Raw genomic sequence first — 21,447 nt, 5'->3', positions numbered from 1 at the left:
CCCCCCGGGGCCGCACCGCTACCCGCGGCGGCCCACGATGCGGGCGAAGCCCAGCAGCCGCCCCCGGTCGGCGTTCAGCAGCTCCACCGACTCGCGCGCCATGCCCGCCATGAACCCGCTCGGGCTCTCCTCGGCGCACACCTCGCTCCACAGCAGCCAGTCGCGCCAGCCGTCCGGGAGCCAGTCGGCGGTCTCGACGGTCACGGCCGTGCGCGTCCAGTTCCGCCGCCACCAGGCGGGGGAGTGGAACGCCCAGAAGGCCGGGTCCCAGTGCTCCCGCAGATGCGCGGGCGGCTCGGTCCCGTCGAGTTCCTCCCGCAGCGACGGCACGACGACCCCGATCCGCCCACCCGGCTTCAGCAGCCGGGCCACGGTGGGCAGATACAGGTCGTTCGTGCCGAAGTACTGGTAGGCGTCGACCGACACGACGGCGTCGAAGCAGGCCTCGCCGAAGGGCAGGTCGTGCGCCTCGGCGAACACCGGCAGCACCCGGTCGGCGACGCCCGCCTCGGCGATGCGTGCGGCGTTGTCGTCGGGCTTGACCCACAGGTCGGCGGCGACCACCTGGACGCCGTACTCCCGGGCCAGGAAGACGGACGTCATGGCACGCCCGCAGCCGAGGTCGAGCACCCGGGCGCCGGGCGGCAGCCGGTCGAGCCCCAGCGCGGGGGCCAGCCATTCCAGCAGCCACAGCGCGTGCGGGCCCATCTGGTTCTCGACGGCCCAGCGGGCGTCGTAGCCGCTGCTGCGGGGGTAGCGCGGCAGGGTGAGGCGGTCAGTCAGGGAGAGGTCCGGGTCGTTCGGGGTGATGTCGGGCATCGGTGAACGGGCTCCTTGGTTCCTTCGTACGGAAGAGGGATGCGTGGGAGCTCGGTCGGACCGTCAAACAATGCACCTGCTTCGGTCGGCGGCGATGGGCCGGCGGCGGACGGCGGGACGCTAACAGCCGCCCGCGCGCACCGCATCCGAATTGCCGAGCCACGGGTACTACGCTCACCGGCCATGAGTGGACGCATCGATTCCGGCACCGGTCCCGGCATGGAACCCGCCGTGACCGACGCGGCGGACGATCCGGCGGACGACCTGGTGGACGACCTGGTGGACGACCCGGTGGACGACGTCGCCGAGGCTCGGCGGGCCCGCTGGACGGCGGCCGGCACCGGAGCCCTGCTCTGCCTCGCCGGGCTCGCCGCCGCCCTGCTCCGGCTCACCGGCGCCGCGCCGCTCCTCGTTCCCGCCGCCTACGCCGCCGGCGCAGCCGTGTGTGCGCTCGCCGCCGTCCTCGGCCACCGCGGCCGCACCCGCCGCGCGCTGTGGCTGCTGGTCGCGGGGGCGATGGTGATGGCGCTGGGCGACCAGTTCGACTGAGGCGGTCCCTGCCGCCTCACGCGCCGCAAGTGAACAAAAGGGACCGAAACGAGCGACGATACGACAGAGTTCGCGTCACTGTCCTGTGACGTCCCTCCCACTCTCCTTCGTCAGGCCCACGAACGCGGCAAACGATCACTTTCGCCTGCAAGAGTGTCCTGCGCACATTCATGTGTTCTTTGCGGGCTGTTCCGTTCATGGACGATGATTCCCTGCCAAAGATCCATACATCGTTCTCTGGGAGCACGTTCGTGGCAGCCCTCGCCCGTTGGTGTGTCCGGCACCGCCTGGTCGCCGTCCTGCTCTGGCTGATCGCCTTCGGAGGGGCCACCGTGGCCGCCGCCGTGGCCGGTGGGGCGTACTCCAACCACTACGACGTGCCGGGCACCGAGTCCGGGCGGGCCGCCCAGCTGCTGAAGAAGGGTTTCCCGGGCCTGGCCGGGGACAGCGACACCGTCGTCTGGCGCACCACCGACGGCACCGTCCGGGCGCACGGCGTCAAGCGCAGGATGACCCGCACCCTCGACCGGATCGCCGACCTGCCCGGTGTCGCCTCGGTGGCCGGACCGTACGGCCGCCACGGCGCCCACCGGATCAGCGAGGACGGCCACACCGCCTACGCCACCGTCACCTTCACCCGGCAGGCGGAGGACATCAGGAAGTCCGAGGCCGAGGCCGTCGTCCGCACCGCCAGGGCCGCCGAGCGGGACGGGCTGCGCATCGAGCTGGGCGGCAGTGCCATCGGGCTCACCGCCCCCTCGCGGGGCCACACCGCCGAGGTGGTCGGCGTGGCCGTCGCCGCCGTCGTGCTGTTCGTCGCCTTCGGCTCGCTCGCCGCGTCCCTGCTGCCCATCGCCACCGCCCTGGTCGGCGTCGGCACCGCGTACGCCGGGATCGAGCTGCTCGGACACGCCATGAACGTCGCCGACTTCGCGCCGATGCTCGGCATGCTGATCGGCCTCGGCGTCGGCATCGACTACGCCCTGTTCATCGTGACCCGCCACCGGCGTGGCCTGAAACGCGGCCTGAGCGCCACCGAAGCCGCCACGAACGCCGTCGCCACCACCGGACGCGCGGTTGTCTTCGCGGGTGCGACCGTGTGCATCGCCCTGCTGGGCATGCTGATACTGCGCCTGAGCTTCCTCAACGGCGTCGCGGTCGCCGCCTCGCTGACCGTGGTGCTCACCGTGGCGGCCTCCGTGACACTGCTGCCCGCCCTGCTGTCGTACATCGGAGCGCGCGCCCTCAGCCGCCGCGAACGGCGCCGGCTCGCCGAGCACGGGCCGCAGCCGGAGCTGCCCACGGGTGTCGCCGCCCGCTGGTCCGCGTTCGTCGAGCGCCGGCCCAAACTGCTCGGCGCGCTCGCCGTCGTCGTCGTCGCGGTGCTCGCGCTGCCCACCCTGGGCCTCCGCCTCGGCACCTCCGACCAGGGCAACGACCCCCGCACCTCCACCACCCGGCAGGCCTACGACCTGCTCGCCGAGGGCTTCGGCCCCGGCGTGAACGGCCCGCTGACCCTGGTGACACGGGTGGACGGCGGGGACGACAAGCTCGCCCTTGACACCCTCGACACCACCCTGCGCGCCACCCGCGACGTCGCGGCCGTCACCCCGGCGACGTTCAACAGCGAGGGCGACACCGCCTACCTCACCGTCGTCCCCGGCTCGGCGCCCCAGTCGCAGCGCACCAGCGAACTCGTCGACCGGCTGCGCACCGAGGTGCTCCCGCGCGCGGAGACCGGCACCTCCCTCGACGTGGCGGTCGGCGGCGTCACGGCGAGTTACGACGACTTCGCGGATGTGATCGTCGGCAAGCTGCCGCTGTTCGTCGGGGTGGTCATCGGGCTCGGCTGTCTGCTGCTGCTCGTCGCCTTCCGTTCGCTCGGCATCCCGCTGAAGGCCGCCGTGATGAACATCGCCGCCGTCGCCGCCGCGTTCGGCATCGTCGTCGCCGTCTTCCAGTGGGGCTGGGGCAGCGAACTCCTCGGCCTCGGCCGCGCCGGACCCATCGAACCCTTCCTGCCCGTCATCATGGTCGCGGTCCTCTTCGGGCTCTCCATGGACTACCAGGTCTTCCTGGTCAGCCGGATGTACGAGGAGTGGCTGGAGACCGGCGACAACCGGCGCGCGGTACGGGTCGGCCTCGCCGAGACCAGCCGGGTGATCAACTCCGCCGCGGTCATCATGATCTCGGTGTTCCTCGCCTTCGTGCTCAGCGGTGACCGCGTGATCGCCATGTTCGGCATCGCGTTGGCCTCCGCCGTCGCCCTCGACGCCTTCGTGCTGCGCACGCTGCTCGTGCCCGCCCTGATGCATCTGCTCGGCGCCGCCAACTGGTGGCTGCCGGCCTGGCTGGAGCGCCGGCTGCCGCGCATCAGCATCGAGCCGCCCGAGTGCCGCGCCGCGCATGAGAGGCTCGGCGAGGTCTCGGTGGCGGAACTGCGGGAGGAACAGGAACACGATGTACGCGATATCCCTGGGTGACGACGGTGCCGAACTGCGCCCGCTGGAGGTCTGGCACGCCGAGGAGCTGCTCGCCGACATCGACCGGGGGCGGGAGTTCATCGGCCGGCACATCGGCCTGCCCGACGTGGTGTCCGACCTGGACGGCGCCCGCGCCTGGATCCGGTCGTACGCCGACAAGCGCGCCGCCGACGCCGGCGCCCTGCACGGCATCTGGCTCGACGGCACGCTGGTCGGCGGCGTGCTGTTCCGGGTGTGGGACACCCCGAGCGGGGTCTGCGAGGCCGGCTGCTGGCTGGAACCGGCGGCGGCCGGGCGGGGCCTGGTCACGCGCGCGCTGCGGGTGCTGCTCGACTGGGCGTTCGACGAGCGCGGCATGCACCGGGTGGAGTGGCACGTGTCCTCGGCCAACGAGCCCAGCATCAACGTGGCCCGGCGGCTCGGCATGACCCGCGAGGGCGTCCTGCGCGAGAACTACCCCCACCGGGGCGTGCGCACCAGTACCGAGATCTGGTCGGTGCTCGCCCCCGAGTGGCGGGAGGCACGCGCGCGGAGTCGTCACAACGATCATTAAGGGACTTCTCAGACAGCGTCCGTACGGTGCCCGGCATGGCAACGAAGACAGTGGACGTGACGAAGACCGACGACGAGCGGGCACCGGAGGAGACACCGGAGGAGACGGAGCCCCGGGCCGAGGCCGGCGGGGAAGCCGAGGCCGCGCAGGCCGCCGAGGGCGCCGAGAACGGTGAGGACAAGCGGCCCTCCGGGGTCGGTCAGGGCGCCGGTGCCGTCGTCTCCGCCGCGCTGGGCCTGGTCTCGCTCAGCGGTGGCTGGATCGGCACCGTCGCCGCCGCCCGCGAGACCCTCGTCGGCCAGTTGCAGACCGCCTCCAACGCGAGCGTCGCCAAGCAGGTCAAGGAGGTCTACGGCGACGCCTGGCACACCACCGCCCTGTGGGCCGGCCTGTTCGCGCTGGCCGCGCTGCTCACCGGCGTGGTCGTGCTCGCCCGGCCCGCGTTCGGGGCGCCGGGCCGCCCGCAGGCCGCCTGGATCAAGTCGGTCGCCTGGGCGGGCGTCTCGCTCGGCGTCGTCGGCCTGCTGCTGGCGGTCCTGAAGTACTCCGACGCGCTGCTCGCCCTGCCCTCGACGGGCTGAGAAACCGCAGGTCCCCGGGGGCCTTAGGGAATCCGTACCCACCATGCGGAGCCTCTGAGGCCCCCTTACCCGCGTCCGGGGCCCGCCCCGCGCTCGAAGATGCGGAACTCTCCCGATGTGGCGCACCCCCCTGGGCGACGAGGGTGGAGGCATCGCAGAACGCGACGCCCCACCGACTCTCCCGGAGGACCTGCCATGCACGCCGCCCTGTACGAACTCGACCTGCACCGGATGCGTTCCGCCGAGCTGCGCCGCACGGCCGAGCAGGAGCGCCTGGCCCGCGAGGCCGTACGCGCCGCCCGCCGCGAGGAGGCGGCCCGCCACGCCACGGCGGGCGCCGAGAGCCATACCGGCCGCTCGCGACGGCACCGGCTGCCGCGCACCGCGTGAGCACCGGGCCGGCGGGCGCCGGCGGCACGGGCCCGAGTGGTACGACTCTCCCGGCCGCCGGTACGCCCCTTCCGCGCACGGGTCCGTCCATCAATATGACCATCGCACCGGAGCTGTGGAAAACGGGTGCCCCGGCCTCCCGGCCCCGTGCGATGCTCGGGCCCGTGGAAACCAGGTCCGTCAGTCCCGTGTTCGTCGGCCGCACCGACGAACTGGACACGCTCAACGATGCGCTCGCCCGTGCCGCCGCGGGCGAGCCGCAGGCGCTGCTGCTGGGCGGCGAGGCGGGGGTCGGCAAGACCCGCCTCGTCGAGGAGTTCGCCACGGCCGCCTGCCGCGGCAAGGCGGTCGTCGCCGTGGGCGGCTGCGTGGAGATCGGTGCCGACGGGCTGCCCTTCGCCCCCTTCACCACCGCGCTGCGCACCCTGCGCGAGGCCCTCCCCGAGGAGTTCGCCGCCGCCGCGGCCGGGCAGGAGGAGGAACTGGCCCGGCTGCTCCCCGAATTCGGCGAGGCCCCCGCCGGCCGGCACGACGAACAGGGCATGGCCCGCCTGTTCGAACTCACCGTGCGGCTGCTGGAGCGGGCCGCCGCCGAGCGCACGGTCGTACTCGTCCTCGAGGATCTGCACTGGGCCGACGCCTCCACCCGCCACCTCCTCGCCTATCTCTTCCGCACCCTGCGCACCGGCCGCCTCCTCGTCCTCGCCACCTACCGCGCCGACGACATCCACCGCCGCCACCCGCTGCGCCCCCTGCTCGCCGAACTCGACCGGCTGCGCACCGTCCGCCGCCTGGAACTCGCCCGGTTCACCCGCGAGGAGGTCGCCCGCCAGATCGCCGGGATCCTCGCCACCGAACCCGACCCCGCCAAGGTCGACGAGATCTTCGAACGCTCCGACGGCAACGCCTTCTTCGTCGAGGAACTCGCCGTCGCCGCCTGGGAGGGCAGCTGCACCGGCCTCACCGACTCGCTGCGCGACCTGCTCCTGGTGCGCGTCGAGGCGCTGCCCGAGAGCGCCCAGCAGGTCGCCCGGATCGTCGCCGAGGGCGGCTGCACCGTGGAGTACCGGCTGATCGCCGCCGTCGCCCGGCTCTCCGAGGACGACCTCATCGAGGCGCTGCGGGCCGCCGTCGGCGCCAACCTGCTCACCGTCACCCCGGCCGGCGACGGCTACCGCTTCCGGCACGCCCTGGTCCGCGAGGCCGTCGCCGACGACCTGCTGCCCGGCGAGCGCTCCCGCCTCAACCGCCGCTACGCCGAGGCCCTCGAAACCGACGTCACGCTCGCCCCCGCCGACGAGCGCGTCATGCGCCTGGCCAGCCACTGGTACCACGCCCGGGACGCCGCCCGGGCCCTGCCCGCCGTCCTGGCCGCCTCCGTCGTGGCCCGCCGCCGGCACGCCTACACCGAGCAACTGCGCCTGCTGGAGCGGGCGATGGAGCTGTGGGACACCACCCCCGAGGAGGTCCGCTCCGCCCTGCGCCCGGTCGACTACACCGACGTCTACCCTCCCTGCGGCTGCGACCCGGCCACCACCCCGCTGCGCTACCTCGACCTGATGGCCGAGGCCGCGGCCGCGGGCCGCTTCGGCGGGGAGCGGGAACGCGCCCTGAAGATCGTCAAGCGGGCGCTGCGGCTGCTGGAGGACGAGCCCGACCCCCAGCGCGCCGCCTGGTTCTGGGTGCAGCGCTCCCGGCTCGTCCAGGCCCTCGCCCGCGGCGACGGATGGCGGGAACTGTCCACCGCCCAGGACCTGGTGCGCGGCCTGCCCCCCTCCGAGGTGCACGCCGAGGTCCTCGCGCTCGCCGCCAACTGGTCCATGCTGCACCGGCCGGGCCCCGAGGCCTTCGCCGCCGCCGAGCGGGCCGTGGAGTACGCGCGCATGGTCGGCGCCCGCGAGATCGAGCTGAACGCCCGCCTCACCCTGGGCGGCCTCACGGTCGACGCCGGCGACGTCGAGGCCGGGCTCGCCGAGATGCGGCAGGTCATGACGGACGCCCTGGCCGAAGGCTTCACGGACGTGGCCGGCCGCGCCCATGTGAACCTGCCGTCCCTGCTGCAGAGCGTCGGCCGGGACCGGGAGGCCGAGCCCGTCCTGCGCGCGGGCGTGGCCTACACCCGGAAGTACGGGCTGCTCGACGCCGAGGCGTGGGTGTGGGGCAACCTCTCCGACGCGCTGTACGCGCTCGGCCAGTGGGAGGAGGCCGCCGAGGCCGCCCGCAACGCCATCCGCGTCGGCCACAGCGCCAAGCCCCAGGGCGCGGGTGCCCTGCGCCTGGCCCATTTCGCCCTGGCGCGCGGCGACATCGCCGAGTCCGCCCGCCACCTCGCCACCGCCCGCGCCCGCTACGGCACCCACGACCCGATGCCCCAGCAGTGGTTGCCCGTCGCCCGCGTCGCCATCGGCGTGGCAGCCGCGGAGGGCAGGATCCTCGACGCCCGCGCCGAGCTGCTCGCCGCTCTGGAGTCGGGTCTCCCGGCCGGCACCCAGCGCTATGCCTGGCCCCTGCTGCTGGCCGCCGCCACCGCCGAGGCCGACGCCCGCACCCTGCCCGCCGCCGAGCCCGGCCGGGCGGAGCTGCTCGACCGGCTCTTCGCGGCGGTCCGCACGCTCACCACGGGCGCACCCCTGTGGGCGGCCTACGACCGGTGGACCCGCGCCGAACTGCTCCGCGCCGAGGGACGGGACACCGTCTGCGTCTGGTCGGAGGCGGTCACCGCCTTCGAGTGCCTGGACCGTCCCTACGACCTCGCCCGCGTCCGCCACCGCCTGGCCCGGGCCCTGCTCACCCAGGGTGGCGAGGACGAGCGGGAGCGCGCCGTGGAACTGCTCCGGCTGGTCGGTGCCGTCGCCGAGCACCTCGGCGCCCGCCCGCTCGCCGACGCGGTCGCACGGCTCGCCCAGCGCGCCCGGCTCCCCCTCACCCGCGCCCCGCGCCAGGCCCCGGCGCCGGCCGACCCGGCCGAGGCGCTGGGACTGACCAGCCGGGAGCGGGACGTGCTGCGCCTGGTGTCGGCCGGGCGCACCAACCGTCAGATAGCCGAGGAGCTGTTCATCTCCCCGAAGACGGCGAGCGTCCACGTCTCCAACATCCTGGCCAAGCTCGGCGTCGCGGGCCGGGGCGAGGCGGCGGCGGTGGCGCACCGGCTGGGGCTGTTCCCGCCGGGAGCGGAGGACCGGCTGGTGGCGGGGTAGGGGCCGCTCATGGAGGCCGGGCACCCCGCCCCCTTACCGCACCCGCACCTCCAGCACCCGGTCGTCGCCCTTCTTCGGGTTCCCCCGGCCGTCGGTGTTGCTCGTCACCAGCCACACCGTGCCGCCGCCCGCCGCGACCACCGTGCGCAGGCGGCCGTACTCGCCCTGGAGGAAGGACTGCGGGGGCGCCGAGGCCTTGGTGCCCCGCAGGGGGATGCGCCACAGGCGCTCCCCCTTCAGGCCCGCCATCCAGATCACGCCGTCGACGTAGGCGATGCCGCTGGGCGAGGCGTCGTCGGTGTGCCACTGGGCCACCGGGTTCTGGAAGGCGGCGTCGGAGGACTTGCCCTCGGCGTCGGGCCAGCCGTAGTTGCCGCCCGGCTTGATCGCGTTCAGCTCGTCCCAGGTGTCCTGCCCGAACTCCGAGGCGAACAGCCGCTGTTCGTCGTCCCAGGCCAGCCCCTGCACGTTCCGGTGGCCGTAGGAGTACACCACCGAGCCGGGGAAGGGGTTGCCCGGCGCCGGTTCGCCCTCCGGGGTCATCCGCAGGATCTTGCCGCCCAGGGACTTCTTGTCCTGGGCGAGGCCCCGGTCGCCGCTCTCGCCGGTGCCGGCATACAGCATCTTGTCCGGGCCGAAGGCGATCCGGCCGCCGTTGTGGATCACGCCCTTGGGGATGCCCTTGAACACCGTGTCGGGCGCCCCGAGTTGCTCACCGGCCGGCTTGCGCTCGTCGTAGAGCATCCGGACGATGCGGTTGTCCGAGGCGGAGGTGAAGTAGGCGTAGATCATGTGGTCGGAGGCGTAGTCGGGGGACAGGGCGATGCCCAGCAGCCCGCCCTCGCCGGCCGGGGAGACCCCGGACACCTGGCCCAGCTCCGTCTTCTTCCCGGTCTTCGTGTCGATCCGGGTGATCGTGCCGTCGTCCCGGGAGGAGACCAGCAGGCCCCCGCCGGGCAGCGGCGCCAGTCCCCACGGCGTCTTCAGACCCTCGGCCACCGTGCGCAGCACTTTCACCGAGCCCTTGGCGGGCGGTGCCGACTCGGTGGCCCGGGCGGAAGAGGCGGCCTTGCCCGGTGACGTCGTGCTCCCGTGACCGGCGGGTGGTCCGCCGTCCCCGGAGGAGCAGCCCGCCGTCAGCAGGAGCGCGGTCGCGGCCAGCACGGCCGACACAGCTCGACGTTGCACGATCATGGTCCCTTCGAGGCGGTGATCCGGCGAACGCTCTCCCTCTCTCATACACCGCATGAGCCGGCCCGGGTTCCCGGGCGGGGTCCGCGGCATGCGGAACCCTCGGATCGGGACCCGCGCCGCCGGACGGGGCGTCCCGCGCGGCCGGTTGCAGGGCACGTCTCGCTCGAGGACCCGGCCGCCGGTTCCGGCCCCGGACGCCGGTGCCGTCGGCCGGCCGCCGTTCGGGAGCCGGTGGACGGTTGCAGGACCCTGACGTCACCTCGGGCCCGCCGCCGGTCAGTCCCACGACCCTGGCGTCATCCTGGGCCCGCCGCCCGCCGCCCGCCGCCCGCCGCCCGCCGCCCGCCGGTCCCACGACCCTGGCGTCATCCTGGGCCCGCCACCTGTCAGTCCCACGACCCTGGCGTCATCCAGGGCCCGCCGCCCGCCGGTCCCACGACCCTGGCGTCAGCTCGGGCCCGCCGCCCGTCAGTCCCACGACCCCTGGGCCCCCGGCAGCCGGGACAGCTCCGTCAGGTCCTCGGGCGTCAGCCGCAGGGCCGCGGCCGCCGCGTTCTCCTGCGCCCAGCGGGCCCGCTTGGCGCCGGGCAGCGCGATCACCTGAGGGCCCTGCGCGAGGACCCAGGCCAGCGCCACCTGGGCGGCGGTGACACCCTCGCCGTGCCGGCGGGCGACGCGGCGCAGACCGGCCACGATCGGCTGGTTGGCCGCCATCATCTCGGCCGTGAACCGCGGGTGCCGGGCGCGCACGTCGTCCGGCTCGAAGCCCTCACCGGGAGTCAGCGTTCCGGTCAGGAAGCCGTTGCCCAGCGGCATCGCCGCGAGGAGGCCCACGCCCCGCGCCGCACACCACGGCAGCAGCGCCTCCAGCGCCTCCGGCGACCAGACCGACAGCTCGGCCTCCACCGCGCTCACCGGGAACACCTGCTGCACCCGCTCCAGCCGGCGCAGCGTGGCGTCGTGCAGCCGGGCCCCCGGCCGGCGTCCGGCCCGGGCGCCCACCGCGCACAGGCCCAGCGCCCGCACCTTCCCGGCCCGCACCAGCTCGGCCATCGCACCCCATGTCTCCTCGACCGGGACCTCGGGGTCGGCGCGGTGCAGCTGGTACAGGTCGATCACGTCCGTCTGCAGGCGCCGCAGCGAGGCGTCGCAGGCCCGCTTCACATACCCGGGGCGCCCGTTGGCCACGATGTGCTGCTCGCCCACCAGCAGCCCCACCTTCGTCGACACGAAGGCGTCCTGGCGCCGCTCCTTCAACACCCGCCCCAGCAACAGCTCGTTGGTGAACGGGCCGTACATGTCGGCCGTGTCCAGCAACGTGGAGCCGAGGTCAAGCGCCCGGTGCACGGTTCTGAGCGACTCGTCCCCCCGCTGCCGCGAGGTGCTGTATGCCCAGCTCATCGGCATGCACCCGAGTCCGACGGCCCCCACCGCGAGCGCCCCCGCGCCGATCGTCCTGCGCTCCACGTGCCCGTGAACCTCCCTCGTCCGGGCCCCCAACCTAACCCCCGCACACCAGTACGGCTGACATAGCCTCCTTCCCATGACTGCAGACGTATGGCTTCCCATCGCGCCGGAGGAGATCGAGGGGCTGCCCGAGGGGCCCCGGTACCTGTTCTGGGACGGCGGCGAGGACGGCGACCAGGAGTTCCCCGGCGACCCGGCGGACTGCGTCCTGTACGTGGTGCCGTACATGAAGCGGTGGCCGGTGAAGGTGCGCCCGCTGGAGCACCTGACCGGCGTCCAGGTCATCCAGACGCTCACGGCCGGCGTCGACGACGTCACCGCCCGGCTCTCGGTCATCCGGCCGGGCGTGCGGCTCTGCAACGCGCGGGGCGTGCACGAGGCGAGCACGGCCGAGCTCGCGCTGGCCCTCACCCTGGCCTCGCTGCGCGGCATCCCGCAGTTCGTGCGCGCGCAGGCGGAGGAGCGCTGGCAGAGCTCCTTCCACCCCTCCCTCGCCGACAAGAGCGTCCTCATCGTCGGCTACGGCGCGATCGGCGCCGCCATCGAGGACCGGCTCGCGCCCTTTGAACTCGCGCGGGTGGCGCGCGTTGCGCGCTCCGAGCGCACCACGGCGCGCGGTCTGGTGCATCCGCTCACCGATTTGCCCTCACTGCTTCCGCACGCCGATGTCGTGATCCTTTCCACGCCCTTGACGGAGCAGACCAGGGGTCTGGTGGACACCGAGTTCCTCGGCCGGATGAAGGACGGGGCGCTGCTCGTGAACGTGGCCCGCGGGCCCGTCGTCGACACCAAGGCCCTGCTCGCGGAGCTGGAGACCGGCCGCCTCACCGCGGCCCTGGACGTGACGGACCCCGAGCCGCTGCCCCCGGGACATCCCTTGTGGCAGGCGCCCGGCGTGCTCATCAGCCCCCATGTGGGCGGGCCCAGCTCGGCCTTCCTGCCGCGCGCCAAGCGGCTGCTCGTGGACCAGCTCACCCGCTTCGTGAACCACGAGCCCCTGCGGAACGTGATCCTCACCACAGGGGCGTAATCCAGCTCCGGTACGCTCCGCAATCCTCCGGACGCGGACGGTGTCCGACCCTCCCTCACTCGTCACGGAGCGTAGAGAAGCTATGTCCCTGAGTGACGATCCTGGTGTATCGTCCCGGACAGGGGCAGCGCCGCTGACCGTTCGGCGCCGGGGATGGACATTTCAGATCTGTGAGGGGGGCGACGGGCGATGCACGGCCTATGGACGAACGATCCGACGCGGCGGAGCCGCCGGCGGCGACCCTGGCGCACGGCCACGCGCAGGCGCGGCCATCACACCGGCCACCACACCCACCACCGCAGGCCGGGCGGACGCAGGAGGCATGCGCACCGGGACCCGCGGGACCGGGGAGCGGCGCAGACCGGGAGGCCCCGGTGAACGCGCCGCCCTCCGTGACCACCCCCCTCGACGGAGCGCTGCGCACGGCGCCCTCGTCGGGGGCGCTGCCGCCGCCCCGTCCGCCGGCCGCCGGCCCCGGATCGCGGCTGGTTCCTCAGCTCGTCCTCGCCCTGATCTGCGGGGCCTACGCCATCGGGTCCACCTTCGACTGGGGCTCACAGGAACTGGCCCTCGTCATGGGCGACTTCGGACTGAGCGCCGCGGCCGGCACCGCCGCCGTCTCCTGCTTCCGCTACGCGCGCAGCCCCCGGGTGCGCTTCCGCCCGGCCTGGCTGCTGTTCGCGCTCTCCTCGGTGATGGCGGCCCTGGGCAACGCGGTCTGGGGGTGGTACGAGGTCGTCCTCGACCGGCCCGTGCCCAGCCCGAGCTACGCCGACCTGTTCTTCCTGTGCTTCGCGCCCCCGGCCATCGTGGGCCTGCTGGTCCTCGCCAAGCGGCCGGTGACCCGGGCGGGCTGGATCTGCCTGGGGCTGGACGCCTGGCTGATCGGCGGCTCCCTGCTGACCCTGTCGTGGAGCCTCGCCCTCGCCCAGGCCGCCCGGTTCGACGGGCCGAGCGTGGCGCACACCGCGCTGTCGCTGGCGTACCCGCTGCTCGACATCGCACTGGTCAGCATGGTGCTCGCGCTGCACTTCCGCCGCTCCCCGGGCAACCGCACGGCGGTGAACACCGCGATCGGCGCGCTCGCCCTCACCGTCATGTGCGACGCGCTGTTCACCTCGCCCCTGCTGCACAGCAGTTACCACTCCGGACAGCTGCTGGACGCGGGCTGGTTCGCCGGTTCGCTGCTGCTCGCCTACGCCCCCTGGGCCGCCCCGCGCCGCCGCGGGGCACAGGAGGCCGAGCGGCACGTGCCGGACGGGCACACGCGCGTGGTCCACGAGCACGTGCCGGGCCAGCGCGGCGCGGCCCACCCGCACCCGGCCGCACCCGCCCCCGGCAGCGACCACAGCCGCTACCCGGCCGGCCGCCCGCTCACCGGATCCCTCGCCGCGCTCACCCCGTACCTCGCCGCAGCCGTGTGCACCCTCGGCATTCTCTACAGCGTCCTCAACGGCCGCAGGCCCGACCACGTCGTGCTGATCACCGCGGGCGCCGTCGTGCTGGCGCTCGTCATCCGCCAGGGCATCATGCTGCTGGACAACATCACCCTCACGCAGGAGCTGGCGCAGGCGGAGAACCACTTCCGCTCCCTGGTGCAGGGCTCCAGCGACGTCATCATGATCGCCGCGCCCAACGGCGTCCTGAGGTACGTCTCCCCGGCCGCCGCCGGGGTCTACGGACGGCCCGCCGAGGAGCTGGTGGGCACCGAACTGGCCGCGCTGATCCACCCGGAGGACCTGGGCTGCGTGGTGCACGAGGTGCGCCGCTTCCTCGCCGTCAGCCCGCTGGAGGAACCCACCACCCGCATCGAGTGCCGGTTCCGCTCCGGCGACGGCGGCTGGCTCAACGTCGAGTCCACCGTCAACCGCCACCACGGCGGGCTGATCTTCAACAGCCGGGACGTGACCGAACGGGTGCGGCTGCAGGCCCAGCTGCAGCACAACGCCGAGCACGACCCGCTCACCGACCTGCCCAACCGCGCGCTGTTCACCCGGCGCGTCCAGCAGGCCCTGACCGGCCGCCGCGCCACCGACCGGGGCGCCGCCCTGCGCGGCACGGCCGTGCTCTTCATCGACCTGGACGGCTTCAAGGCCGTCAACGACACGATCGGGCACCAGGCCGGGGACGAGCTGCTCGTCCAGGCCGCCCGCAGACTCCAGGACGCCGTCCGGCAGGGGGACACCGCCTCCCGGCTCGGCGGCGACGAGTTCGCGGCCCTGATCGCCGGGGACGGCACCTGCGACCGTGCCGCCCGCGAGCGCAACATCCTGGAGCTCGCCGACCGCCTCAGGGCGACCCTCTCCCAGCCGTACGCCATCGACGGCAACGATGTCCGGGTCAACGCCTCCATCGGCGTCGCCTTCGCCGAGCCGGGCCTCGGCGCGGGCGAGCTGCTGCGCAACGCCGACCTCGCCATGTACCGGGCGAAGGCCGCCGGGAAGGGCCGCGTCGAGCTGTACCGGCCGCAGATGCAGCAGGACGTCGTCCGCAAGGCCGAGCTGGCCACCCGGCTGCGCTCGGCGCTGCACGACGGCGAGTTCGCGCTGCTGCACGAGCCGGTGGTGTGCCTGGAGAACGGCCGGATCACATCGGTGTGCGCCCAGGCCCGCTGGCGCTCCTCCCAGGGGGTGCTGTTCACCCCGGCCGAGTTCCTGCGGGTCGCCGAGGACGGCGACAAGACCGCGGAGCTGGACCGCTGGACCCTCAAGGAGGCGGTGGAGCAGGCCGCCGAGCGAGCCACCGCCGGCATCGTCGTCCCCGTCACCGTGCGGATGAGCGCACGCAGGCTGCTCGACCGCGGGGAACCGCTCGGCTCCGTGGAGGCCCTGCTCACCCGGCACGGGCTGCCGCCCGGCGCGCTGGTCGTGGAGCTCGCCGACACCGACTCCCGGACGTCGCTGGACGAGCTGGAGCGGCGCCTGACCGCGCTCAGCCGGCTCGGGGTGCGGATCGCGCTCGACGGCTTCGGCAGCGGCTGCGCGGCCATCACCGCCCTGAGAAGACTGCCCGTGCACATCCTCAAGCTCGACCGCAGCCTGGTCGAGGGCGTCGTGGAGTCCCCGCGGATGCACAAGATCACCAGTGGACTGCTCCGCATCGCCGACGACCTCGGGCTGCAGTCCGTCGCCGAAGGCGTGGACCTGCCCGAGCAGGTGGCCGCCCTGCGCGCGATGGGATGCACGCACGGCCAGGGCATGGCGTTCGCGGGGCCGCTGGACGAGTACCGGCTGCGCCGAGCGCTCGGATCCGGCCACTATCCGGTCCCGCACACCCCCGCCGAACCGGCGTTCGCGGGCGGGGGCCCGGGGGTGTACACCGGAGGGGTGTCCGCCGTCATCGGAGGTGGCAGTGCCCTTCGTTCACATAATGAGACTCCCGTCCCACCCACTTGACACGTGGTGCGTGCCGGGGGGAGGGTCAGTGCCATGCGCACCCGAATTCTCGTACTTGGACAGCGCGTCGGCTGAGCTGGGACCCACCGGAGAACGTCCGGAACACCCAGCGACCTTCACCGGCGCGCTCCCCTCGCTTGCCTCCCGGCACGAGGGGTTTTTTGTTGCACGGGCACAAGTCGAACTCCGGCAGAGCCCGAGCCGTACGTCGTACAAACCTCGAACAAACCCTCAGCATCGAGAAGAGAATGCCGATGACCGAGCAGGCCACCGGGGCCCATCCGCAGCCGCGGCCCCGATCCGGAGGACAGCAGTCCGCCCCCGTCGAGCACGTCACGGGTGCGCAGTCCCTCATCCGCTCCCTCGAGGAGGTCGGCGCTGAGACGGTATTCGGCATTCCCGGCGGTGCGATCCTTCCGGCGTACGACCCGCTGATGGACTCCACCAAGGTCCGCCACGTCCTGGTCCGGCACGAGCAGGGCGCCGGCCACGCGGCCACCGGCTACGCGCAGGCCACCGGCAAGGTCGGCGTCTGCATGGCGACCTCGGGCCCCGGTGCGACCAACCTGGTCACCCCGATCGCGGACGCGCACATGGACTCGGTGCCGCTCGTCGCGATCACCGGCCAGGTGGCCTCGAAGGCGATCGGCACGGACGCCTTCCAGGAGGCGGACATCGTCGGCATCACGATGCCCGTCACCAAGCACAACTTCCTCGTCACCAAGGCCGAGGACATCCCCCGCGTCATCGCGCAGGCGTTCCACATCGCCTCCACCGGCCGCCCCGGCCCGGTCCTGGTCGACATCGCCAAGGACGCCCTGCAGGCGAAGACCACCTTCTCCTGGCCGCCGGTGATGGACCTGCCCGGCTACCGGCCGGTGACCAAGCCGCACGCCAAGCAGATCCGCGAGGCCGCGAAGCTCATCACCTCCGCCAAGCGGCCCGTCCTCTACGTCGGCGGCGGCGTCATCAAGGCGCAGGCCACCGCCGAGCTGAAGGTCCTCGCCGAACTCACCGGAGCGCCCGTCACCACCACCCTGATGGCGCTCGGCGCGTTCCCCGACAGCCACCCGCTGCACGTGGGAATGCCGGGCATGCACGGTGCGGTCACCGCCGTCACCGCGCTGCAGAAGGCCGACCTGATCGTCGCCCTCGGAGCCCGCTTCGACGACCGCGTCACCGGCAAGCTGGACAGCTTCGCCCCGTACGCCAAGATCGTCCACGCCGACATCGACCCCGCCGAGATCGGCAAGAACCGCGCCGCGGACGTGCCGATCGTCGGCGACGCCCGCGAGGTCATCGCCGACCTGGTCCAAGCCGTGCAGAAGGAGCACAGCGAGGGCCACCAGGGCGACTACACCGCCTGGTGGAGCGACCTCAACCGCTGGCGCGAGACCTACCCGCTCGGCTACGACCAGCCCGAGGACGGCTCGCTGTCCCCGCAGGCCGTCATCGAGCGCATCGGGCAGCTCGCGCCCGAGGGCACGATCTTCGCCGCGGGCGTCGGCCAGCACCAGATGTGGGCCGCCCACTTCATCCAGTACGACAGGCCCGCCACTTGGCTGAACTCCGGCGGCGCCGGAACGATGGGCTACGCGGTCCCCGCCGCCATGGGCGCCAAGGCCGGGCAGCCGGAGCGCACCGTCTGGGCGATCGACGGCGACGGCTGCTTCCAGATGACCAATCAGGAGCTCACCACCTGCGCCCTGAACAACATCCCGATCAAGGTCGCCATCATCAACAACGGCGCCCTCGGGATGGTCCGCCAGTGGCAGACCCTGTTCTACAACCAGCGCTACTCCAACACCGTGCTGCACAGCGGCCCGGAGGACATCAACCCCGAGGCCCGAGGCACCCGGGTGCCGGACTTCGTGAAGCTGTCCGAGGCGATGGGCTGCGTGGGCCTGCGCTGCGAGCGTCCCGAGGACCTGGACAAGGTCATCGCGGAGGCCAACTCCATCAACGACCGCCCGGTCGTCATCGACTTCATCGTCCACGAGGACGCGATGGTGTGGCCGATGGTCGCCGCCGGCACCTCCAACGACGAGATCATGGCCGCCCGGGACGTCCGCCCCGACTTCGGCGACAACGAAGACGACTGAGCGAGAGAGACGTAAAAAGACCATGTCCAAGCACACGCTCTCCGTCCTGGTGGAGAACACCCCGGGCATCCTGGCCAGGATCGCGGCCCTCTTCTCCCGCCGCGGCTTCAACATCGACTCGCTCGCGGTCGGCGTCACCGAGCACCCCGACATCTCCCGCATCACCATCGTGGTGGGCGTCGAGGACCTGCCGCTGGAGCAGGTCACCAAGCAGCTCAACAAGCTCGTCAACGTGCTGAAGATCGTCGAGCTGGAGCCGGGTCAGGCCGTGCAGCGCGAACTCGTTCTGGTGAAGGTGCGCGCCGACAACGAGACCCGCTCCCAGATCGTGGAGATCGTCCAGCTCTTCCGCGCCAAGACGGTCGACGTCTCCCCGGAGGCCGTGACCATCGAGGCCACCGGATCCAGCGAGAAGCTGTCCGCCATGCTCAAGATGCTGGAGCCGTTCGGCATCAAGGAACTGGTCCAGTCGGGCACGATCGCGATCGGCCGCGGCGCCCGCTCGATCACGGACCGTTCGCTGCGCGCGCTGGACCGATCCGCGTAAGGCTGGAAACGGGCGGTCGGCGCGCTGCCGGTCGCCCGTATGCCGAGACCCCGAGACTTCCCGTCCCCTCACCGGCATACGGTGGGACGCACAACCTGCACACCAAGGAGAGAACCCAAAGTGGCCGAGCTGTTCTACGACGCTGACGCCGACCTGTCCATCATCCAGGGCCGCAAGGTCGCGGTCATCGGCTACGGCAGCCAGGGTCACGCCCACGCGCTGTCGCTGCGCGACTCCGGCGTCGACGTGCGTGTCGGTCTGCACGAGGGCTCCAAGTCCAAGGCCAAGGCCGAGGAGCAGGGCCTGCGCGTGGTGACGCCGTCCGAGGCCGCCGCCGAGGCCGACGTCATCATGATCCTGGTCCCGGACCCGATCCAGGCCCAGGTCTACGAGGAGCACATCGCCCCGAACCTGAACGACGGCGACGCCCTGTTCTTCGGCCACGGCCTGAACATCCGCTACGGCTTCATCAAGCCCCCGGCCGGCGTCGACGTCTGCATGGTCGCCCCCAAGGGCCCGGGCCACCTGGTCCGCCGCCAGTACGAGGAGGGTCGCGGCGTTCCCTGCATCGCCGCCGTCGAGCAGGACGCCTCGGGCAACGCCTTCGCGCTCGCCCTGTCGTACGCCAAGGGCATCGGCGGCACCCGCGCCGGCGTCATCAAGACCACCTTCACCGAGGAGACCGAGACCGACCTGTTCGGTGAGCAGGCCGTCCTCTGCGGTGGTACCGCGGCCCTGGTCAAGGCGGGCTTCGAGACCCTGACCGAGGCCGGCTACCAGCCGGAGATCGCCTACTTCGAGTGCCTGCACGAGCTGAAGCTGATCGTGGACCTCATGTACGAGGGCGGCCTGGAGAAGATGCGCTGGTCCATCTCCGAGACCGCCGAGTGGGGCGACTACGTCACCGGCCCCCGCATCATCACCGAGGCCACCAAGGCCGAGATGAAGAAGGTCCTCGCCGAGATCCAGGACGGCACCTTCGCGAGGCAGTGGATGGACGAGTACCACGGCGGTCTGAAGAAGTACAACGAGTACAAGCAGCAGGACTCCGAGCACCTGCTGGAGACCACCGGCAAGCAGCTGCGCAAGCTGATGAGCTGGGTGAACGAGGAGGCGTAAGCCTCGCGTCAGGGGGTCGGGGCACACTGCTCCGGCCCCCTGTTCCACAACCGGTTCCACCACGGCCGGAAGGACTTCGACAACTGCCGGCAGGACTACGAAATGTAGTTTCCCGTCCGGGTGATACTTCCGCGGTGGCGTAAAGCGAGGACCGCGGCGCCACTACACTGCTGCACAACAACGCGTCAGGCCCACAGCGTCGTGCGTCTTCCGCGGCTAGCCCCCCTCCACCGCCAGCGGCCGTCGGGACGGCCGTCCGCATTGGACTTGTGAGGACCTCTCGTGAGCTCGAAACCCGTCGTACTCATCGCCGAAGAGCTTTCGCCCGCGACCGTCGACGCACTGGGCCCGGACTTCGAGATCCGGCACTGCAACGGAGCCGACCGAGCCGAACTGCTCCCCGCCATCGCCGACGTCGACGCGATCCTGATCCGTTCCGCCACCAAGGTCGACGCCGAGGCCATCGCCGCGGCGAAGAAGCTCAAGGTCGTCGCGCGAGCCGGCGTCGGCCTGGACAACGTCGACGTCTCCGCCGCCACCAAGGCCGGCGTAATGGTCGTCAACGCCCCCACCTCCAACATCGTCACCGCAGCCGAGCTGGCCTGCGGCCTCCTCGTCGCCACCGCCCGCCACATCCCGCAGGCCAACGCCGCGCTGAAGAACGGCGAGTGGAAGCGCAGCAAGTACACGGGCGTCGAGCTGGCCGAGAAGACCCTCGGTGTCGTGGGCCTGGGCCGCATCGGCGCCCTCGTCGCGCAGCGCATGTCCGCCTTCGGCATGAAGGTCGTCGCCTACGACCCCTACGTGCAGCCCGCCCGGGCCGCGCAGATGGGCGTCAAGGTGCTGTCCCTGGACGAGCTGCTCGAGGTCTCCGACTTCATCACCGTCCACCTGCCCAAGACCCCCGAGACCCTCGGCCTCATCGGCGACGAGGCGCTGCGCAAGGTCAAGCCGAGCGTGCGCATCGTCAACGCCGCGCGCGGCGGCATCGTCGACGAGGCGGCGCTGTACGCGGCGCTGAAGGAGGGCCGGGTCGCCGGCGCCGGCCTGGACGTGTACGCCAAGGAGCCGTGCACCGACTCGCCGCTGTTCGAGCTGGACCAGGTCGTGTGCACCCCGCACCTGGGCGCGTCGACGGACGAGGCGCAGGAGAAGGCCGGTATCGCCGTCGCCAGGTCGGTGCGGCTCGCGCTCGCCGGCGAGCTGGTGCCGGACGCGGTGAACGTCCAGGGCGGTGTCATCGCCGAGGACGTCAAGCCGGGCCTGCCGCTCGCCGAGCGCCTCGGCCGCATCTTCACCGCCCTCGCGGGCGAGGTCGCGGTCCGCCTCGACGTCGAGGTCTACGGCGAGATCACGCAGCACGACGTGAAGGTGCTGGAGCTGTCCGCGCTCAAGGGTGTCTTCGAGGACGTCGTCGACGAGACGGTGTCCTACGTCAACGCCCCGCTGTTCGCGCAGGAGCGTGGGGTCGAGGTGCGGCTGACCACCAGCTCCGAGTCGGCGGACCACCGCAATGTGGTGACCGTGCGCGGCACGCTGGGCACCGGCGAGGAGGTGTCGGTCTCCGGCACGCTGGCCGGCCCGAAGCACGTCCAGAAGATCGTCGCGGTCGGCGACTACGACGTCGACCTCGCGCTCGCCGACCACATGGTCGTCCTGCGCTACGAGGACCGCCCGGGTGTCGTCGGCACCGTCGGCCGCATCCTCGGCGAGGCGGGCATCAACATCGCCGGCATGCAGGTCGCCCGCGCGGCGGTGGGCGGCGAGGCCCTCGCCGTGCTGACCGTGGACGACACGGTGGCGCCGGGTGTGCTCGGTGAGGTGGCCTCGGAGATCGGGGCCACGTCGGCGCGGTCGGTGAACCTGGTCTGAGGATCCTGACGGATCGCGGGGGGGGGGGGGGGGGGGGGGGGGGGGGGGGGAGGTAGGGGGGGGGGGGGGGGGGGGGGGGCTGGAGTAGCTCAGCTTCATGCTGGCCGCCGACCCTGAGGGAGCCAAGGACTTCCTGGAGAAGATCCGGC

The 21,447-nt window shown here is 72.6% G+C and carries 15 protein-coding genes; 12 read left to right on the top strand and 3 right to left on the bottom strand.

From position 1 onward, the window contains the following. Positions 1 to 18: 18 nt before the first annotated feature. Positions 19 to 819 carry a methyltransferase domain-containing protein gene (locus ACZ404_RS36160; RefSeq protein ID WP_468447518.1) on the bottom strand — a complete coding sequence of 267 codons (801 nt, stop codon included), beginning with the start codon at positions 817 to 819 and terminating at the stop codon, positions 19 to 21. Positions 820 to 1,002: 183 nt separating this feature from the next. Here ACZ404_RS36160 and ACZ404_RS36155 point away from each other — a divergent pair, with 183 nt between their 5' ends. From ACZ404_RS36155 to ACZ404_RS36130, 6 genes are all read left to right on the top strand, one after another. Beyond that, positions 1,003 to 1,368: a hypothetical protein gene (locus ACZ404_RS36155; protein ID WP_468447516.1), complete on the top strand. Its 366-nt coding sequence runs from the start codon at positions 1,003 to 1,005 to the stop codon at positions 1,366 to 1,368. A gap of 251 nt (positions 1,369 to 1,619) precedes the next feature. Continuing rightward, positions 1,620 to 3,851, top strand: a complete 2,232-nt coding sequence (locus ACZ404_RS36150; RefSeq protein ID WP_468447515.1) for an MMPL family transporter — start codon at positions 1,620 to 1,622, stop codon at positions 3,849 to 3,851. Next, positions 3,829 to 4,404 (top strand): GNAT family N-acetyltransferase, encoded by a 576-nt coding sequence (locus ACZ404_RS36145; protein WP_468447513.1) that lies wholly within the window; start codon positions 3,829 to 3,831, stop codon positions 4,402 to 4,404. The genes ACZ404_RS36150 and ACZ404_RS36145 overlap by 23 nt, the downstream gene beginning before the upstream one ends. Positions 4,405 to 4,439: 35 nt before the next feature. After that, positions 4,440 to 4,985, top strand: coding sequence for a hypothetical protein (locus tag ACZ404_RS36140; RefSeq protein WP_468447511.1), 546 nt, complete (start codon positions 4,440 to 4,442; stop codon positions 4,983 to 4,985). A 195-nt stretch (positions 4,986 to 5,180) separates the two neighbouring features. Then, a complete protein-coding gene (locus ACZ404_RS36135; protein WP_468447509.1) occupies positions 5,181 to 5,375 on the top strand; it encodes a hypothetical protein in 195 nt (64 codons plus the stop codon). Positions 5,376 to 5,527: 152 nt separating this feature from the next. Then, positions 5,528 to 8,572: a helix-turn-helix transcriptional regulator gene (locus ACZ404_RS36130; protein WP_468447585.1), complete on the top strand. Its 3,045-nt coding sequence runs from the start codon at positions 5,528 to 5,530 to the stop codon at positions 8,570 to 8,572. Positions 8,573 to 8,605: 33 nt separating this feature from the next. On the opposite strand, the gene ACZ404_RS36125 is transcribed toward ACZ404_RS36130, so the two are convergent. Both ACZ404_RS36125 and ACZ404_RS36120 read right to left on the bottom strand, forming a co-directional pair. Further along, positions 8,606 to 9,766 carry a PQQ-dependent sugar dehydrogenase gene (locus tag ACZ404_RS36125; RefSeq protein ID WP_468447507.1) on the bottom strand — a complete coding sequence of 387 codons (1,161 nt, stop codon included), beginning with the start codon at positions 9,764 to 9,766 and terminating at the stop codon, positions 8,606 to 8,608. Between the two features lie 468 nt (positions 9,767 to 10,234). After that, positions 10,235 to 11,233, bottom strand: coding sequence for an aldo/keto reductase (locus ACZ404_RS36120; protein WP_468447505.1), 999 nt, complete (start codon positions 11,231 to 11,233; stop codon positions 10,235 to 10,237). Positions 11,234 to 11,309: 76 nt separating this feature from the next. Between ACZ404_RS36120 and ACZ404_RS36115 the strand changes: the two genes are divergently transcribed. The 6 genes from ACZ404_RS36115 to serA all read left to right on the top strand — a co-directional run bounded on the left by ACZ404_RS36115 (position 11,310) and on the right by serA (position 21,298). Then, positions 11,310 to 12,263, top strand: a complete 954-nt coding sequence (locus ACZ404_RS36115; protein WP_468447504.1) for a 2-hydroxyacid dehydrogenase — start codon at positions 11,310 to 11,312, stop codon at positions 12,261 to 12,263. A 374-nt stretch (positions 12,264 to 12,637) separates the two neighbouring features. Continuing rightward, positions 12,638 to 15,658 carry a putative bifunctional diguanylate cyclase/phosphodiesterase gene (locus ACZ404_RS36110; RefSeq protein WP_468447502.1) on the top strand — a complete coding sequence of 1,007 codons (3,021 nt, stop codon included), beginning with the start codon at positions 12,638 to 12,640 and terminating at the stop codon, positions 15,656 to 15,658. A gap of 254 nt (positions 15,659 to 15,912) precedes the next feature. Continuing rightward, positions 15,913 to 17,760, top strand: coding sequence for an acetolactate synthase large subunit (locus tag ACZ404_RS36105; RefSeq protein ID WP_468447500.1), 1,848 nt, complete (start codon positions 15,913 to 15,915; stop codon positions 17,758 to 17,760). 22 nt (positions 17,761 to 17,782) lie between these two features. Next, positions 17,783 to 18,307, top strand: a complete 525-nt coding sequence (ilvN, locus tag ACZ404_RS36100; protein ID WP_055708145.1) for an acetolactate synthase small subunit — start codon at positions 17,783 to 17,785, stop codon at positions 18,305 to 18,307. A gap of 120 nt (positions 18,308 to 18,427) precedes the next feature. Then, complete coding sequence (gene ilvC, locus ACZ404_RS36095; protein ID WP_468447498.1) at positions 18,428 to 19,426, top strand: ketol-acid reductoisomerase; 999 nt, start codon at positions 18,428 to 18,430, stop codon at positions 19,424 to 19,426. A gap of 282 nt (positions 19,427 to 19,708) precedes the next feature. After that, entirely contained in the window at positions 19,709 to 21,298 is a 1,590-nt protein-coding gene (gene serA, locus ACZ404_RS36090) for a phosphoglycerate dehydrogenase (protein ID WP_468447496.1), read from the top strand. Positions 21,299 to 21,447 lie beyond the last annotated feature (149 nt).

Source organism: Streptomyces sp. NPDC030798, from assembly GCF_055572275.1.
This window is presented reverse-complemented; position numbering and strand designations above follow the sequence as displayed.

What these genes read in the sequence shown, in the direction of transcription:
- ACZ404_RS36140 (WP_468447511.1), top strand. Translation starts at nt 4,440, where the DNA reads ATGGCAACGAAGACAGTGGACGTGACGAAGACCGACGACGAGCGGGCA.
- ACZ404_RS36145 (WP_468447513.1), top strand. Translation starts at nt 3,829, where the DNA reads ATGTACGCGATATCCCTGGGTGACGACGGTGCCGAACTGCGCCCGCTG.
- ACZ404_RS36105 (WP_468447500.1), top strand. Translation starts at nt 15,913, where the DNA reads ATGACCGAGCAGGCCACCGGGGCCCATCCGCAGCCGCGGCCCCGATCC.
- ilvN (WP_055708145.1), top strand. Translation starts at nt 17,783, where the DNA reads ATGTCCAAGCACACGCTCTCCGTCCTGGTGGAGAACACCCCGGGCATC.
- ACZ404_RS36160 (WP_468447518.1), bottom strand. Translation starts at nt 819, where the DNA reads ATGCCCGACATCACCCCGAACGACCCGGACCTCTCCCTGACTGACCGC.
- ACZ404_RS36135 (WP_468447509.1), top strand. Translation starts at nt 5,181, where the DNA reads ATGCACGCCGCCCTGTACGAACTCGACCTGCACCGGATGCGTTCCGCC.
- ACZ404_RS36125 (WP_468447507.1), bottom strand. Translation starts at nt 9,766, where the DNA reads ATGATCGTGCAACGTCGAGCTGTGTCGGCCGTGCTGGCCGCGACCGCG.
- ACZ404_RS36155 (WP_468447516.1), top strand. Translation starts at nt 1,003, where the DNA reads ATGAGTGGACGCATCGATTCCGGCACCGGTCCCGGCATGGAACCCGCC.
- ACZ404_RS36130 (WP_468447585.1), top strand. Translation starts at nt 5,528, where the DNA reads ATGCTCGGGCCCGTGGAAACCAGGTCCGTCAGTCCCGTGTTCGTCGGC.
- ACZ404_RS36115 (WP_468447504.1), top strand. Translation starts at nt 11,310, where the DNA reads ATGACTGCAGACGTATGGCTTCCCATCGCGCCGGAGGAGATCGAGGGG.